General features: G+C 33.5%; 14 protein-coding genes and 2 pseudogenes. 12 read left to right on the top strand and 4 right to left on the bottom strand.

Annotated features, from left to right (window positions below; all coding sequences use genetic code 11):
• The first annotated feature begins 312 nt into the window (after positions 1-312).
• The 4 genes from AMD00_RS03490 (at position 313) to vanY (ending at position 5380) form a co-directional block, all read left to right on the top strand.
• Positions 313-2442 (top strand): type IA DNA topoisomerase, encoded by a 2130-nt coding sequence (locus tag AMD00_RS03490; protein ID WP_053415687.1) that lies wholly within the window; start codon positions 313-315, stop codon positions 2440-2442.
• A gap of 184 nt (positions 2443-2626) precedes the next feature.
• Positions 2627-3325, top strand: coding sequence for a response regulator transcription factor (locus tag AMD00_RS03485; RefSeq protein WP_053415686.1), 699 nt, complete (start codon positions 2627-2629; stop codon positions 3323-3325).
• Positions 3318-4436, top strand: a complete 1119-nt coding sequence (locus AMD00_RS03480) for a HAMP domain-containing sensor histidine kinase (RefSeq protein WP_053415685.1) — start codon at positions 3318-3320, stop codon at positions 4434-4436. Before AMD00_RS03485 ends, AMD00_RS03480 begins: the two co-directional genes overlap by 8 nt.
• A gap of 83 nt (positions 4437-4519) precedes the next feature.
• Positions 4520-5380 (top strand): VanY-A/VanY-F/VanY-M family D-Ala-D-Ala carboxypeptidase, encoded by an 861-nt coding sequence (gene vanY / locus AMD00_RS03475; RefSeq protein WP_053415684.1) that lies wholly within the window; start codon positions 4520-4522, stop codon positions 5378-5380.
• Between the two features lie 106 nt (positions 5381-5486).
• Here vanY and AMD00_RS03470 read toward each other — a convergent pair whose 3' ends face one another.
• Entirely contained in the window at positions 5487-6059 is a 573-nt protein-coding gene (locus AMD00_RS03470) for a TetR/AcrR family transcriptional regulator (protein WP_053415683.1), read from the bottom strand.
• 197 nt (positions 6060-6256) lie between these two features.
• Here AMD00_RS03470 and AMD00_RS03465 point away from each other — a divergent pair, with 197 nt between their 5' ends.
• Entirely contained in the window at positions 6257-7645 is a 1389-nt protein-coding gene (locus AMD00_RS03465) for a DHA2 family efflux MFS transporter permease subunit (protein ID WP_407701116.1), read from the top strand.
• Positions 7646-7755: 110 nt separating this feature from the next.
• Here AMD00_RS03465 and AMD00_RS03460 read toward each other — a convergent pair whose 3' ends face one another.
• Complete coding sequence (locus AMD00_RS03460; RefSeq protein WP_053415681.1) at positions 7756-8217, bottom strand: hypothetical protein; 462 nt, start codon at positions 8215-8217, stop codon at positions 7756-7758.
• A gap of 352 nt (positions 8218-8569) precedes the next feature.
• Here AMD00_RS03460 and AMD00_RS03455 point away from each other — a divergent pair, with 352 nt between their 5' ends.
• The 4 genes from AMD00_RS03455 (at position 8570) to AMD00_RS03440 (ending at position 11988) form a co-directional block, all read left to right on the top strand.
• Positions 8570-8989 (top strand): GlcG/HbpS family heme-binding protein, encoded by a 420-nt coding sequence (locus tag AMD00_RS03455; RefSeq protein ID WP_053415680.1) that lies wholly within the window; start codon positions 8570-8572, stop codon positions 8987-8989.
• Positions 8990-9402: 413 nt separating this feature from the next.
• Entirely contained in the window at positions 9403-10869 is a 1467-nt protein-coding gene (locus AMD00_RS03450; RefSeq protein ID WP_053415679.1) for an aminoacyl-histidine dipeptidase, read from the top strand.
• Between the two features lie 87 nt (positions 10870-10956).
• Complete coding sequence (locus AMD00_RS03445; protein ID WP_053415678.1) at positions 10957-11160, top strand: hypothetical protein; 204 nt, start codon at positions 10957-10959, stop codon at positions 11158-11160.
• A 333-nt stretch (positions 11161-11493) separates the two neighbouring features.
• The gene (locus AMD00_RS03440) at positions 11494-11988 is read left to right on the top strand and encodes a DinB family protein (protein ID WP_053415677.1); all 495 of its coding nucleotides are present in this window, start codon (positions 11494-11496) and stop codon (positions 11986-11988) included.
• 11 nt (positions 11989-11999) lie between these two features.
• Here the strand turns inward: AMD00_RS03440 and AMD00_RS24260 are convergent.
• Positions 12000-12044: pseudogene (locus AMD00_RS24260) on the bottom strand (hypothetical protein); the annotation flags it as partial.
• Between the two features lie 398 nt (positions 12045-12442).
• Here AMD00_RS24260 and AMD00_RS23105 point away from each other — a divergent pair.
• From AMD00_RS23105 to AMD00_RS03435, 3 genes and pseudogenes are all read left to right on the top strand, one after another.
• A complete protein-coding gene (locus AMD00_RS23105) occupies positions 12443-12601 on the top strand; it encodes a hypothetical protein (protein ID WP_157059164.1) in 159 nt (52 codons plus the stop codon).
• Between the two features lie 171 nt (positions 12602-12772).
• Positions 12773-13042: pseudogene (locus AMD00_RS23845) on the top strand (MBL fold metallo-hydrolase); the annotation flags it as partial.
• Positions 13039-14439 (top strand): right-handed parallel beta-helix repeat-containing protein, encoded by a 1401-nt coding sequence (locus tag AMD00_RS03435; RefSeq protein WP_053415676.1) that lies wholly within the window; start codon positions 13039-13041, stop codon positions 14437-14439. The pseudogene AMD00_RS23845 and the gene AMD00_RS03435, both read left to right, overlap by 4 nt.
• A 497-nt stretch (positions 14440-14936) precedes the next feature.
• Here the strand turns inward: AMD00_RS03435 and AMD00_RS03430 are convergent, their stop codons facing one another.
• The gene (locus tag AMD00_RS03430) at positions 14937-15995 is read right to left on the bottom strand and encodes a saccharopine dehydrogenase family protein (RefSeq protein ID WP_053415675.1); all 1059 of its coding nucleotides are present in this window, start codon (positions 15993-15995) and stop codon (positions 14937-14939) included.
• Positions 15996-16843 lie beyond the last annotated feature (848 nt).

The following is a 16843-nucleotide window of genomic DNA, read 5'->3' as shown; positions in this document are numbered from 1 at the left end:
CGCTTTATTTAGTGATTTATAGCTTGGGATGTTTTTTTAGTTTTCTTAAAGTCTCTTAAAGAAAATATTAGCAAATCAATAATGATGAGTGGGATATTGTAAAAAATAAAAAATAACCCTGAATTTATTTGGTGGATTTAAAACAACTCGCAGATTACAAGCTGAAAATGCAAAGCCTAACTTAATAGAAATATATTAAACTTAAACGTTTCAAAAGTCAGCCCGCTTTTGAAACGTTTTTCTCGTTCTCCAATAGCCAACCGAACAAATTTTCGGTATGATACGAGTAAGGATATAAATAGAGGTGTTAGTATGGGACTTACGGTGATTTTAGCTGAAAAACCATCGCAGGCGAAAGCCTATGCAGATGCTTTTCAAGTAGCAAAGAAAACAAAACATTACATAGAAATAGCCCCGAATCAGACGTTTCCAGATGGAGCGACGATTACATGGGGGATAGGGCATCTAGTTGAGTTAAAACAACCGGCAGATTACAAGCCAGAATGGAAGCGCTGGTCGCTGGCACAATTGCCGATGATCCCGGATAACTATGAATTCCGAGTGGCAAAGGGCAAGTGGGATCAGTTTCAAGAAGTGAAGCGACTGTTTAAAGAAGCACATGTACTTATTAACGCATGTGACGTGGACAGAGAAGGCTCTAATATTTTTTATTCCATCTATCGTCAAACGGGTGTCCGTCAGAAACCAGTTCAGCGACTTTGGATTAATTCACTAGAGGTAGATGAAATACGCAAGGGGTTCGCCAATTTGCGAAATAATGACAAGGATCTACTGCTGTATCATGAAGCGCAGGCACGTCAAATCAGTGATTGGCTTGTTGGGATGAATGCAAGTCGCTTATATACGATGCTACTAAAGGCAAAGGGTCTAAATGAAACGATGTCGATTGGTCGTGTTCAATCGCCAACAGTCTATATGATTTATCAAAGACAACAAGAAATTGAACATTTTAAACCGACCAATTTCTATGAACTAACAGCTGAATTTTTAGCTGAAAAAGGGCCATATAAAGGGAAAGCGGCTATTAAGAAGGATAAGCGGGAAGAAGTCGAGCAAATACTTCATCAAGCTAGTATTACTGAAGGTGAAATCCTGCCAGGTGTGATTAGAGATGTCAAAAAAGCACGGAAGCATGTTAAACCTCCGAAGTTACATGCACTTTCTACATTACAAGCTAAAGCAAATAAAATATGGAAATACAGTCCGGCAAAAGTGTTGGATGTTGTGCAAGGTTTGTATGAGAAAAAGCTAGTCTCTTATCCAAGATCAGATTGTCAGTATATTACCGAAGCCGAATTTAGTTATCTGGCTGACAGATTAGCGGATTATCAGAAAATCGTTGATAAACCATTTGAAATTGCAACCGCACGTCCTCAAAAACGTTATGTAGATAATGCACAAGTGGAAGAGCACTATGCCATCATACCAACAAAAACAATTCCAACGGCAGGAAAAGTACAAGGCTTATCACCAATGGAGCGAAATATTTACTTTGAGATCGTGAAGAGTGCACTTGCGATGTTCCACAGAGATCATGTATATAAAGAAACGACAATCATGACGAATGTAAAAGCAATCGATTTTAAAACAGTTGGCAAAGTGGAGCTAGATCCAGGATTTAAAACACTATGGAGTGGTAGCGAACCGACAAAGAAAAAGGATGAAGAACCATTATTACCTCCAGTAAATGAGAATGAGGTAGTAGAATCAAAAGTTGCTATTCATGAGGGGACAACCCAGCCTCCGAAGCCATATTCGGAAGGACAGCTTGTGCAAATGATGAAAACTTGTGGAAAACTAGTGGATGATGAGAGCGCTAGCGATATTTTGAAGGAAGTGGAAGGGCTCGGTACTGAAGCAACACGTTCTGGCATCATTGAAACGATAAAACGTCATGGTTATATAGAGGTAACCAAAAATATCGTGTCAATAACAGATAAAGGACGAGTATTATGCCAGACAATTGAAGGATCGCTATTATCAAGTCCTACAATGACCGCAAAATGGGAGACGTATTTGCGGAAAATCGGTAATGGTACAGGTTCAAAAGAAGCTTTCATCCAAAACGTTTGTAAGTTTTTAAATCATTTAATAGAAGTAACTCCAAAAATGGTAGAGAAAACGGATATTCAAGCAGCCGCTGAGAATAGTGCTTCCAATGAACCACTTGGACTTTGCCCGATTTGTAAAAAAGGACAGTTGTTATCTCGTAAAAGTTTTTACGGCTGTTCGAATTATAAAGCAGGCTGTAAATTTACTGTATCTAAAACAGTAGCAGGTAAAAAACTATCACCGAAGCAGGTGTCAGATCTTTGTCAATACGGTGTGACAAAGGAAATGAAAGGCTTTAAATCGAAGAAAGGTTCGATATTTAGTGCAAAGTTGAAGCTAGTAGAAGGAAAAATTGTGTTTGAGTTTTAGTCCTAAAATGTAACTTGTAGTAGTTCCAATATTGTTGGAAATAATATGAGGCCAGACAAAACTAATTTCTCTAGATATTTAGTGATTTCTAATGTCTCCAAATGAACTTAATCTAGAATCTCTTTTTAAATAATATTTTGAGTGTAAGTAGTATGGAATTGAAATGATATAGGAGTGTAATAAAATGAAGCGAGTATCAATTTTGGTAGCTGACGATGAGGCAGAAATTGCTGATTTAATTGGGATACATTTAGAAAAAGAAGGTTACCATGTCGTTAAAGTAGCTGATGGGGAAGAAGTTATTCGTGTTATCGAATCTCAACCAATTGATTTGGTGATTTTAGATATTATGATGCCCAAAATGGACGGTTATGAAGTTACCCGTCAAATTCGAGGGCAATATCATATGCCTATTATTTTCTTGAGTGCGAAAACGTCTGATTTCGATAAGGTGACAGGGCTAGTAATAGGAGCAGATGATTATATGACGAAACCTTTCACTCCGATTGAATTAGTAGCACGTGTAAATGCTCAATTGCGACGATTTTTCCTGTTGAATCAACCGCAAAAGGATGAAAATAATTACGTTTTGGAAATTGGTGGAGTGGTTATTTATCCGGAGCAAAGAAAAGTTATTGTTAACGATGAACATATTGAATTAACTCCAAAAGAGTTTGATATTTTATATTTATTAGCGAGCCATCCGAAGAAAGTATATAGTGTGGAAAATATTTTTCAACAAGTGTGGGACGAGGAGTATTATGAAGGCGGAAATACAGTTATGGTACATATTCGTACCTTACGGAAAAAACTTGGAGAAGATAAGAGGAAAGATAAATTAATCAAAACTGTTTGGGGAGTTGGTTATACATTCAATGGCTAAAATGGTAAGAAGCTTCCGCTCAAAAATGATTGCACTATTCGTTTTAAGCATGATATTAGCTGGTGGCATTACGTATTTAATCTACAAATGGCTTCAGCTCTATTATAAAACTAATGCTCGCTATGGGGATTCTTTAGCTCAATTGCGGTCAACGATTAGAAATATTGGAGATGTTAATTTCTTTTTAATTATATTTATCCCTCTATCTATTTTGTTTTTCTTTTTTCTTACTAGACCATATTCGAAGTACTTTAATGAAATTTCTAATGGAATTCATTATCTTGCTAACGGTGATTTTACAAATCGAGTTCATGTTGCTTCAAATGATGAGTTTAGTGATATTGCACACGAAATTAATTTAGCAAGTGAAAAGTTAAAAGAAGCTGTTGAAAGAGGAGATTTTGCAGAAAACAGTAAAGATCAGTTAGTTTTAAATTTGGCTCATGATTTAAGAACTCCATTAACATCTGTTTTAGGATATTTAGATTTAATTCTTAAAGATGAAAATTTAACAAAAGAGCAAATTAAACATTTTTCGACGATAGCATTTACGAAATCTCAACGATTAGAAGGTCTAATCGATGAGCTATTTGAAATAACAAGAATGCAATATGGCATGCTAAAGCTTGAGAAAAGGTCGATTGATATAAGTGAATTACTTATTCAGTTAGATGAAGAATTATATCCTTTATTAGAGAAGAAGGATTTAGTAGCTAGAATGAATATAGCTCCTCATTTAAAGATTAATGGAGACGGTAAATTGTTGGCAAGAGTATTTGAAAATCTATTAACCAATGCAATTCGTTACGGCTATGATGGACAGTTTGTTGATTTAAATGGGCATATTGATAATGAAGAAGTTGTCGTACAAATTATTAATTATGGAGATAGTATTCCAGAGGAAGAGTTGCCGTATCTTTTCGATATGTTTTATACGGGTGATAAAGCAAGAACCCATAATCAAGAAAGTACAGGGCTTGGCTTATTCATTGCGAAAAATATTGTAGAACAACATAACGGAACGATTTCTGTGGAAAGTAATTTAACCCGAACAATATTTGAAGTAAGATTACCGGTAGACGACGGTGCTGAATCTCATTTAAAAATTTAATAAAAATTTTAAGTTTACCCCACTTTTTATTTAAATAGTTTTTCTTATCCTATAGTTAAGTAAGGTTAAGGAGGAAACTAGAAATGAAAAAGTGGGTATTTTTTTCACTTATATTGTGCACAGTATTTGTTAGTATTTATTTGGCACCATTATATCAAAATGGCGTAGAAGTTAAGAATGTGGAAAAGGATGATAAAGTAACTTCTACGAATATCGAAAAGAAAGAAATTACAAAAGAGCAAATTTATAAAGGGGATCTATTATTAGTTAATAAAGATTACCCAGTTCAGAAAGGTAGCATAAAATCTGATATTATAAATTTATTTCAAAATAAAGAGCTAATAAGTGGCTATGGAATACTTGATAGAAATCTTCGCCTATCAAAGGAAATTGTATATAAATTTTTGAAGGTAGTAGATGCAGCGGAAAAAGATGGCGTTAGTCATTTTTTGATTAGTAGTAGCTATCGAGATTTTGATGAGCAAAGTGAGCTATATCAAAAAATGGGCTCTAATTATGCATTGCCAGCAGGATATAGCGAACATAATTTAGGTTTATCACTTGATATAGGGTCTACTCAAATGAAAATGGAGAAAGCTCCAGAAGGAAAATGGATTGCACAAGAGGTATGGAAGTACGGCTTTGTTCTACGCTATCCGAAAAACAAAACGAACATTACAGGAATTCAATATGAACCTTGGCATATACGTTATGTCGGTTTACCTCATAGTGCCATTATGCATAAAAAGAAACTGACTTTAGAAGAATACTTAGATTTCTTGAAAGAGAATAAGGAGATTTCCATAAATGCTGAGGGAAAAAATTATACGGTTACTTATTATGAAATTTCAAAGAGTAGGACAATTGATGTCCCTGTGAATCAACATTATGAAATATCAGGAAATAATGTGGACGGAGTAATAGTGACGGTTCATGAAGAGTAGCCTACTTTATAAATGAAGCCTATCACATTGTTTGAACTGTCATTATGGCTGTTCAAACAATGTTACTGAAGTAAAGTAGGATAGGAGAAGCTCCAATTAGAAGCATCTATTTTGAACTAGAGAAAAATTCTTTATTAATCATTTCATGAAAATACTGATCCATTTGTTTTGCAGGAACCTTGCGTCCATTTTGAATCCACCATGCACTTAGTGAAGAGAGTGCTCCTGAATAAAATTCCACAATGATTTCAATTGGTACCGAGAAATTCTCCCCGCGGTTATTTAACTCTAGAAAATCGTACTTCAGTGTTTCTTTATTACGATAATTCATGTAGTTATTGAATATTTCATCATTTTTATTTGATTGTATGATGTTATCAAATAACTCTAAGTTTGGAACCATCTCAAATGATTGGAAAGGTTTTAAAACACGTTCTTCTAAGCCGACCTTCACATATTTTTCGTTAAATTGTTCGATTCCAAAATATAACAAATCGTATTTATCCTCAAAATGTTTATAAAAAGTAGTTCGGTGAACCATTGCCTTATCGCAAATTTGATTGACTGTAATTGAATTAAACTCTTGTCCAGGTTGTGAAAGTAATTCTTCGAGTGCCTCCCACAGTAGTTTATATGTTCTTCTAACCCTAAGATCGACCTTTTTGTCATTAAAATTCATCTACATTCTCCTTGTTTTGTAGTTTATATAGATACTTAACTAAATTTGATTCTTTCAACATTAAAATTATATGTGTATATTATTTAGTAGACATTTGTAGCTTTATCCTACAAGTGTAGCAAATTTTCAGGGAAGAGGAAATAAAAGTGAACACGACGAACCAAGTATCACCAAATAATTCATTCGATTTATCGAATATAAAAAAAGGACCGATTATCATTGCTTTGATTATTGGTGCTTTTGTTTCTATTTTAAATGAAACACTATTAAGTAATGCTTTGCCAGAATTGATGCGTGAATTTAGTGTAACACCTACTACTATTCAGTGGTTAACTACCGCATATATGTTAGTCGTGGGGGTCCTAGTACCTGTTACCGCTTTGTTACAACAATGGTTTACAACTAGGCAATTGTTTTTATCTGCGATGATCTTATTTTTAGTAGGGACAATTATTGCGGCCTTCTCACCTGTATTTAGCATTTTACTTGTAGGGCGTATTATACAAGCATTCGGAACGGGATTAATCCTACCGATTATGATGAATACCATTTTAATCATCTTCCCACCGGAAGAACGTGGTGGTGCAATGGGTTTGATCGGCCTAGTTATTATGTTTGCACCAGCTATTGGGCCGACTCTTTCAGGGGTGATTATTGATACTCTTGATTGGCGCTGGTTATTCTACATCGTAATACCACTTGCTCTAATATCAATCATTGTTGGAGCGAAGTATTTAAAGAATGTTTCGGAAATAACTAAACCAGCTGTAGATATCTTATCTATAATTTTATCAACAATCGGGTTTGGCGGATTTGTCTATAGCTTTAGTAAGTCGGGCGAGCTAGGATGGGACAATCCAGAAGTTTATGGCACTTTAATAATCGGAGTTGCTTCATTAATCTGGTTCATTATAAGACAATTAAAGATCAAGGACCCAATACTTGATTTACGTACATTTAAGTATCCAATGTTTTCAATTACAGTCGTATTAATTGTTATCGTCATGATGGCGATGTTCTCAACAATGACATTACTACCAATGTTTTTACAAGGTGTACTTTTAGTATCAGCTTTTAAATCTGGTTTAATCATGTTACCAGGTAGTGTGTTAAATGGTATTATGGCCCCAATTACTGGGAAGCTTTTTGACAAATATGGTCCTCGAACCATTATCATTCCAGGGATTGTGTTAGTAGCTGTTGCAATGTGGATGTTTATAGGAATTGATGTTACAACGACAACTGGCTACATTATTACGATCCATTGTATGCTATTAGTTGGTATCTCGCTTGTCATGATGCCAACACAAACACATGGCTTAAATCAATTACCTAAAGAGTTGTATCCTCATGGGACAGCAATCTTTAGTACGTTACAGCAAGTAGCAGGAGCCATTGGAACGGCACTATTCATTAGTAAAATGTCATCTGGACAAAAGGATTATTTAACACAATCAGAAAATCCAAATGACACAACGGAAATTCTATCTGCTTTAACAGCAGGATTTGATTCTGCATTTACTTTAGGATTTATCATTGTTTTACTTGCTATAGTTGTTTCGCTTTTCATAAAACGTGCGAAATAGGCGATAACGAGCTGTGTTAAAAAGATAAATACGATAGAAAAATTATCATTATTGAATTTACAAATGGGCAATCCAATAGTCAAAAAATTGACTTATTGGATTGCCCATTTTTATTTTTGCACATCTTCATTTTCTTTAGTTAATAATGTTTCTACAACATCAAAAAAGTCACTACTAGTAGTTTTATAATGTCTTCTACCCCAGCTTTCAGTATCACTGAGGATAACCATCTCTTTTTCATCAACAAACAAAAATATAGTAATTCTGTCTAAGTCTGTATAGATAGATATTATATAGTCACAATTAAACATATCGTAATCATCTTTTGTTAGACGTAGCTTTACATTCTTAAGTGATTTTAAAATTACGTAATTATCATTGTTTAAAGTATAGCTTTTTCCGAATTTTAATTTGTTCATTTTTGTTACATCTGTAGAGCGAACCTCACTATCCTCTAAGTGTGTCAGAACATCTGTTATTGGTTTTTCCTTATACTTATTGTATTGAAAAATACCATATGATCCAGCCACTAATACAATAAAGATAATGATGGTGAGGAGTGCTTTTTTCATAAAATATAACCATCCCCATTTCTAAAAAGTCTTAACATAAGGTTAATGGGAATTAAATACCATTACAAGGTGTTATTTGAATAATTAGAATATTAATTCAAACACTTTTACTATTAAAGAAGCCGTGAAATAAAGTCGCAACGTTATACCCCTCAGGTTATGTTTATCTAAGAGGTTTTTTTTTGTCCAAAAGTAGATGGATATCGTAAGCTGAAAATTGGATAGAAAAATTAAATGTGACATCAGAACATCAAATAGGCACGGTTTAGAACACTGTAACTTATTTGCTTAAGTTTACACCATTGCTATCGCATTGCCATATGCTATAGACATATAAGAAAGAGGTGGAATTTTGGCTAAACTTACTCTTGAAACAGCTAAACGATTATTGAGTGTTGCCGAACAAAAATCCTATCAAATGGGGCTCTCAAGTAATATTGCCATTGTAGATGATGGCGCTCATTTGATTGCTTTTCTTCGAATGGATAATGCGAGAATCGCAGGTATTGAAATCTCTAAAGACAAGGCTTGGACTAGTGTAAGTATGCAGATGCCGACTGCGAATTTATCGCAAGCAGCTCTTCCAGGTAGTCCTTCATTTGGTATAAATACAACAAATAACGGTCATATCGTCATTCTTGGAGGAGGAATTCCTTTAGTTAGTGAAGGGGAAATTGTTGGCGGTATCGGGATCAGTGGAGGCAGTAGCGCACAAGATATCGAAATTGCCAATGCAGTAGTTCAAGCTTTCGAATGGTTAAATAAGAATTAAAAAGGGAGAAGCTTTGAAGCAAAACATGGTGATGTTGGTAAAAAATAAGCAGTAATCATTGAAGATTTGAAAAGAGATACTATTACTCTTGGATATAGGAATAGAGCATGTTGTTCTTGCACAAATTCTAATCGGTCGACTTGGAAAACTAAAAAAATAGCCAGCATGTTTGTTTTTTTACATTTAACAAAGCATTATTCACAGCAGTTCAAGTATTCACAATAAATGCTGGCCAAATTTCTTATAAAAGTAAAAATTGTTTTTATGTTAATAAGAAGTATAAAAAATGATCAATCTATATTTTAAAGATACATGTATATTCTGATAATTAACACTGGGGACAACATCTTGTCTAAAGGTTGAGCTATAATAATACTAAACATTTCAAATATTGCTAAAGAGAAGGTGAAACTATGTATAGTAATCTAGAAGAACTAACAAGTCATGAAGTATTTTATTATTTTGCAGAGATATCCAAAATTCCAAGAGGTTCAGGTAATGAGAAGGCGATTAGTGATTATTTAGTTCGCTTTGCAGAAGAGCGCAATCTTGAAGTTGTACAGGATTCGGCATTAAATGTCATCATAAAAAAAGATGCTACAACTGGATATGAAAATGTCCCGACGGTCATTATTCAAGGGCATATGGATATGGTTTGCGAGAAAAATCAAGATACAATTCATGATTTTGAAAAGGATCCACTTCAATTAAGAATAGAAGGGGACATGCTGTATGCAACGGATACTACTTTAGGGGCGGACAACGGAATCGCAGTTGCATATGCGTTAGCGTTATTAGATGCAGAGGATATCCCGCACCCAACTCTAGAAGTGGTCATTACAACTGAAGAAGAGACAACGATGAATGGTGCCCTTGCTGTAGATGCTGCCCATTTCAAAGGGGAAATACTGATTAATATTGACTCAGAAGAAGACGGTAAATTACTTGTCAGCAGTGCAGGGGGCGTACATGTTACGCAAGTACTGCCGATTAAATGGGAGAATACTACGGAACATGAGGTAGCTCATAGCATTCGTATTAAAGGTTTAAAAGGTGGACACTCTGGTATCTCTATCAATAAAGAGAGAGGCAATTCTAATAAAATATTAGGAAGAGTATTACATGAACTATCAACTGAATTTCAATATTCTATACAACAGATTAATGGTGGTTTAAAACCTAACGCTATACCAAGAGAAGCAGAAGCAACTGTCTTTATTCAACAGGAAGATGTTGAGCAGATAAAAAAGAAAATTGATAAATACAATGATATTTTGAAAAACGAACTACAGTTTTCAGATCCGAAGGTATCAATTGTCTTTGAAAAAACAGACATCAGCTCTTCAAATGTATTCGCCAAAGAAACGAAGCATAAAGCTATTACTTCTTTACTGTTAATTCCACATGGTGTTCAAGGAATGAGTATGGCAATAGAGGGGTTAGTGGAAAGTTCCACAAATTTAGGGGTTGTGACGACAACTGATACATCTATTACATTCGAAAGTGAAATCAGAAGTTCCGTTAAGAGTGTAAAATCCTATATGGTCACTCAAGTAAGAACAATTGCAGAAATGCTTGAATGTGAAGTACTCATTGACTCTGATTACCCTGAATGGCCTTATAACCCTGATTCAAAAGCGAAGAAATTATTTGAAGAAACATATAAAGAAAAATACGGAAAAGAGATGGAAGTTATTGCTGTACATGCTGGGATTGAGTGTGGTGTATTTATCGAGAAGATTCCAGGTTTAGATGCTATTTCAATTGGTCCAGATATATTTCTAGTGCATACGCCAGATGAGCATATAAGTATACCTTCAACTATCAATAACTGGGAGTATTTCATCTATACTTTAAAGAGAATGAAAGATCTTCTGTAATAAAAAATAATTAAAGTAGAAGGCGTAAAAGCTTCCAAATCAAATTCAGTGATCCATTGGTTTTTCATCATAGACAGGAGTGGAGAAATGGATTGGCAAACGTTGAATACAGATGAAGACATTAGGACCTTCATGAATAAATTTGGCTATTTTTATGATAGTTGTTTGAAAGAAGCTCACGTTCTAACAAAAAGTTTTGTTGGAGAAGATTACGGAATGGCAATTGATCCTACTACTTCAGCACATCTATTTTTCAAAGACAAGCTGGGCCAATTTCTGCAATTGAAATAATATTTGAAGAAATTATACATTTTTGCATAAGCCCTCTTCCAGCGGATTATACTGCAGAAATTCTTGACGCTACGTTTATACAACAAAATGGTATTTTCTATTGGGCTAATTGTGAAGGTTTTAATCCTACGAATGTTAGTTTAGAGGAAGGTATAACTTGGATTTCTGCAAAATATGTAAAGTGGAGAGATAGAAGTAATTTGATGGGTGGACAACTGATTTATGGAGAAAAGAATTAACAAAAGATCTAATCAAGATTCATTTTTGTCATCTTTGGGTGTTAATATTCTCGGTGATAGACTAATAGTATAGTAAGTATGGGAGGGATATAAGATGGAACAGTACTTAGAACAAAACAAAAGCATAAGAGATGAATTATTGAATAGTGTAAGCAATCTATCGGACGAGCAATTAAATAAGGAAGTTGAAGAAGGTCGTTGGACGATTATGCAAGTACTTCATCATCTGCATATAATTGAAGCTGGAGTAGCAAAAGCAATTCAATATACTTTGAAAAAAGGTGAAAAACAGTCTGTTAAAGCCAAGCCAATTGAGTTAACAGTTGACCGTTCTACAAAGATAAAAGCACCTTCATTTGCAGATCCAGATCCAAGATTTATCACACTGGAAGAGATGAAAGATAAACTGAAGGAATCACGTCATGCTCTTCATCAGGTTGTCTCAAGTAGCAACAAGGATCAACTGAAAGAGAAAGCCTATCCGCAGCCAATATTCGGATTAATGAGTCTAGATCAGTGGGTTCCATTTATCGGATACCACGAAAAAAGACATATTGAACAAATAGAGGAATTAAAAGAAAAACTATAAATCAAGTTAATTTTCGAACTTACTACAACAATAAGAAAAATCGCGGGCCTATTCACATAAGTGGATAGGTCTGTTTTGTAGAATATAAGTAAATGGAGTATTTAACATTCAAATAAGGAGGGATGAAGTGAACAAAAATAGAATCCTATTATTAAGTATATTTGCATTGATATTACTTTAAGCATAATATTTAACAAGTAAACTGACCACTGAAACAGTAACGAGGGTAGTTAAAATAGGCGTCGGAAATTGTGATAATAGTGTACAAATCGATAATGAAAAAAGTATACGAATGTATTAAAAACTATAACAGCTTCAGGATGGTCATTCCCAGGATGTGGTGGAGTAGGAAATTTGATTGTGGATGACAGCGTATTAAGTAATATGGCAACTATAAAAAAGTAGTGGTTATGGTGACGGAAAGGCATCGCCAGGTAAATCTAAAGATGATATTGTGGATCAAACAGAAAATGAGCTTTTTAAAATGCATATAGAGATAAATGAGAAAAAGGGAGACACTATTTCCCCAATGGTAAGTGTAGAGTTAATGAGAGAGAAAAAGATTGAAGATAATATTCTTGAAATGTTATTTGCTGTTGAAATTGTAAATTAAACGGTTTTGGTAGCGGGAATGGTCACTAATGTTCTAGTTAAGTAAATGAAAGGGGAGGTTTTAATAAATTGATGGAATTATTATCTTTCATAGTTTTGTTAGTCTTAATTGTGTTCCAACGTCTGAAGCAGCCAGCAATGAAGTTCATTTTATTGATGTTGGCAAGTAGATTCCATCTTATTTCAAACTGGTAATGAGAATGTATTAATTGACGGAGGAAATAATGGCCAGGGAAATGAAGTAGTAGCATATTTAAAGAAGCAGAAAGTAAAAATATTAAATGCTGTTGTTTTAACTCATCCGGACGCTGATCATGTATACGGATTAGCTGAAGTTATTGATACATTGAAAGTTAAAAGTGTTTACGCAACCAAGGTAATCCTTTTATCCTTTATGACTTATTATGCAGATAATTTATTTTTAGAAGGAATGATTAAATGAAAAAAATTATTATTATCCTTTTGGCCGCAGCTGCTGTCACGATTGTTTTAGTAATAAATAATACTAAAGCAGAACAAGATAATTCAATATATGTAGCTGTAAATGGAAATGATCAAAATAATGGGACAAAATTAAAGCCCTTTCGAACACTAAAAAAAGCTGCTTCAGAATCTGTAGCCGGAACTACCGTCTACATACGAAAAGGAACCTATAATGAAAGACTTGTCATTAAACATAGTGGAACAAAATCAAAACCAATTATTTTTAGAGCTTACAAAAACGATAAAGTTGTTCTTAGTGGAAAGGATGTAAAAGATGTCGAAGGGAATACATCCTTAGTTACAATAAATAATAAAAGTTATCTTACGATTAGCGGATTAACTATACAGGATCTATCGACTAATTTAACAGATGAAACGGTAATGGGGATATATGTAACAGGACCTAGCAGTCATATTACATTAGAGAATAACCATGTGCGGCGAATTGAAACACATGCAGATGACGGAAATGGACATGGGATTGCTATATACGGAACAGACCCAATGAAAGAGATAAATATTTTTAATAATATAGTAGAGGATTTAAAACTCGGTTCAAGTGAATCTCTTGTACTTAATGGAAATATTGACGGCTTTAAGGTGGAAAATAATCTAGTTCGCCGAAGTGATAATATCGGTATTGATCTGATTGGTTATGAGGGTACTTCTAATAATAAAAAAGCTGACTATGTCCGAAATGGGGTAGTAAAAAATAATAAAGTTTATGAAATATCCTCGTACGGAAACCCGGCTTATGGGGAAGATTATTCTGCTGGTGGAATATACGTAGATGGGGGGAGGAATATAACTATTGAAATGAATACCATATATAAATGCGATATCGGAATTGAAGCAACGTCTGAGCATGCAAAAAAATATGCTAGTCATATTAATATTAAAAACAATACTATTTATAACAACTATTACACTGGGATATCGATTGGTGGGTACGATAAAAATCGTGGAGGTACGATAAATTCAACAATCTCGAAAAATATTATTTATCGGAATGACACGAAGGGACTAGATGGGGGACAGCTTTTATTACAAAATGATACAAAAAACAATGTGATCGAAAAAAACATTTTAACAGCTGGACCATCTCGCTTATTTATTGCTAATTATTTCACAACCAATCAAGCAAATAAACTGCAAAATAATGTATTCCATAAGGAAAAAGGAAAAACTGGTATTTGGGTATGGAAAGAGGAAGAATATACTTCTTTTCCGGAATTTAAAATTACTTCAAGTAGTGATGAGAGATCCAGTTATTTAAATCCAAAATATGAAAATGAAAACAAATATGATTTTAGACTGAAAAAGGATTCACCAGCAAAGAATATTATTTTAGAGTAAAAAACAATTATCTCAGAACATGGTACTGAAAAAAGAAGAGCCACTTTATTATTACCTCTACGGGTTCTAAAATAACGGTAAAGGCGACTAAGAGGTAGATGAAATTAAAAAATTCTTAGACTCCACATTAAAGTTTAACTAGCAGTACATATGTAGTGAAAGAAAAATAGTAAAGAAAAAGCGATCCTCTCAACTAATTCGAGTGGATCGCTTTTTTTATTAAGAAGTTTTTGCATTTACAGTTTTCTTTATGAAGTAACTCATGGTTTAAACTATCTACGCAAAGGTAAAAATCCTATCCAGAAGTTTAAAAGTCTAGTTCATATGTGTAAGCAGATTTATTCTGCATTACACGATAGGCTACTAAATTTTTAATAAATCGCCTTGAGCATTATAAAAGGAGCTAATAAAAGGGCGTTACATATCTTATATGACCAATATGTAACGATCTTTCCTTTTAATTAAACTAAAGCCCCCGTTAGCTTAATAACTATTTTTTATTTTTCAAATTCCTCGATAACAATGTTGGGGCAGTTTATTTCGGATAGCAATTCATCTATGTCAGTTATTTCAAAAGGATAAACTACACCTTTCACATTTTTCTGTTGAGCTATTTTTGCTAAAGAAGCAGTTGCCATTGCTGTTGTATGATAATCAGAAAAGGTGGATAGGGCTAATATTTTTACCTTTTCTTTGTTATCGATTACTCCCTTTACCTCAACAGTAAGAAAAGCATTTTCATTTTTATGAGGCTTATGTTTTACTACCTTAGAAAGAAAATCCTTGTACTTATGAACATTTTTTATGAAGCCAACCTGTCTTAAAAAAGATAATAGCTTATTGAAACTATTAACATTCCAAGAAGTCCAATAATTTATATAGTTAATATCCAACGTTTCTTTTAAGATAGCTTTTTCTGAATGGTCTATATATCTTACCTCTTTTTCTTTAAGGTAATGAAGGAAATCCATTTTTCTTTTATTAGTAAATCCAGATATAACTTTGTTTTCAAACTTTACTGGTTGAGCAATTATATTTAACATATCCAAAATTCCAGATATTCCAGCTTTAGCATTTGTATTTTGTAATAATCCAACATTTATCTCTGTCACTTCTGAAAAATTTGAAATAGCCTTTTTTACCATTAATCCTGATAATCCAGGGAAAAATCCAGACATTACAACTGAACCTATATCATTATTTTCTGCATCTTCATTTTGCTCGTTAACTTTCTCTACAAAGTCATAATATGGTGTAACATCTAGACATAATATTTTATTTTCTATACATGCTTTTTGAATATATGGATTTTTCTGTTTCAATACTACAACTACAATATCAATATTTTTTATTGCCTGCTTTACATTTTCTTCTTTATTTGCATCTAAATATTGGAATTGAACATCGGTTTTAAAAGAATTCGCTAATTTTTCTCCTCGTTCAGCTTTATAGTCGGTTACTATTAACCTTATTTGATTATCAAATATTCTTAATAATTCGCTACAAACTAATTGACCAAGAACTCCTGATGCCCCAACAACCATAATCTTTTTCATGATTTTAATGCCTTCTCCCTGTATTCATTACCAAACTTTAATCTAATTTATTTTATTTTATATCTTATTCAACTCTACTGCTTCGTTAGCACAAGAAGCGATTGCTCTAATTGAACAATTGCCCCCGTTACTTTAAGTTGTAAGTAACTCTAAATCAACTTGATGAACTATTATTTTGTTTATCTGCATATTCGGTTTTTTCCTTCATACTACGATGTATCATATTAAATAAAATTGAAGCCAAAACCCCTATCGCTAAAAATAAATACCTTTTTCTACCCACTTGGGATTTGGTTCGACAATGTCTATTGTCTCATTAGCCCAAACGGGACAGGTACTTTCGTCATGAATATCTTTCATTTTATTCTCCCCCAGGATTTTAATTTTTTCAGTTTCAGAAAAATTTTTGTACCTGCATTCTTTTACAAACCTACCTCATTAGTTTAATTAGTTCAACAGAAAAGAGCTTGGATTAAACTGTCCCGTTAGTTCAATAAAAAAAGAGCTGTCTGAACAGATCAAAGTTCTTCTACTAAATCGCCTGTCAGTTGAATATTAAACTTCAAAATATTTAGTTTTTCTTTAAATTAATATTATTTATTATTAAGATAAAGAAAAGATTATTACAAGTAAAAATCTAGTCGTGGCAATCCTATAATCTTGAGTAATAAGTTCAGTGAACAACTCATTTAGTTGTTGAGATATTACATAAGGAATAAATAGTAATCGTCTCTTTCATTCCTATAATTTTTCGGGATTTTTCATTTATTCAAAGACTCTAAATGGTATCTTATAGTTTCACACCCTACCACAAGACCGTAAAAATACATATTGAGTGGACCTTTTGG

Origin of the sequence: Viridibacillus arvi (assembly GCF_001274945.1) — a bacterium.
In the GTDB taxonomy this organism is placed as follows: Bacteria; Bacillota; Bacilli; order Bacillales_A; family Planococcaceae; genus Viridibacillus; species Viridibacillus arvi.
Note: the sequence above shows the minus strand (reverse complement) of the source record. Positions and strands in the feature narration are given on the sequence as shown.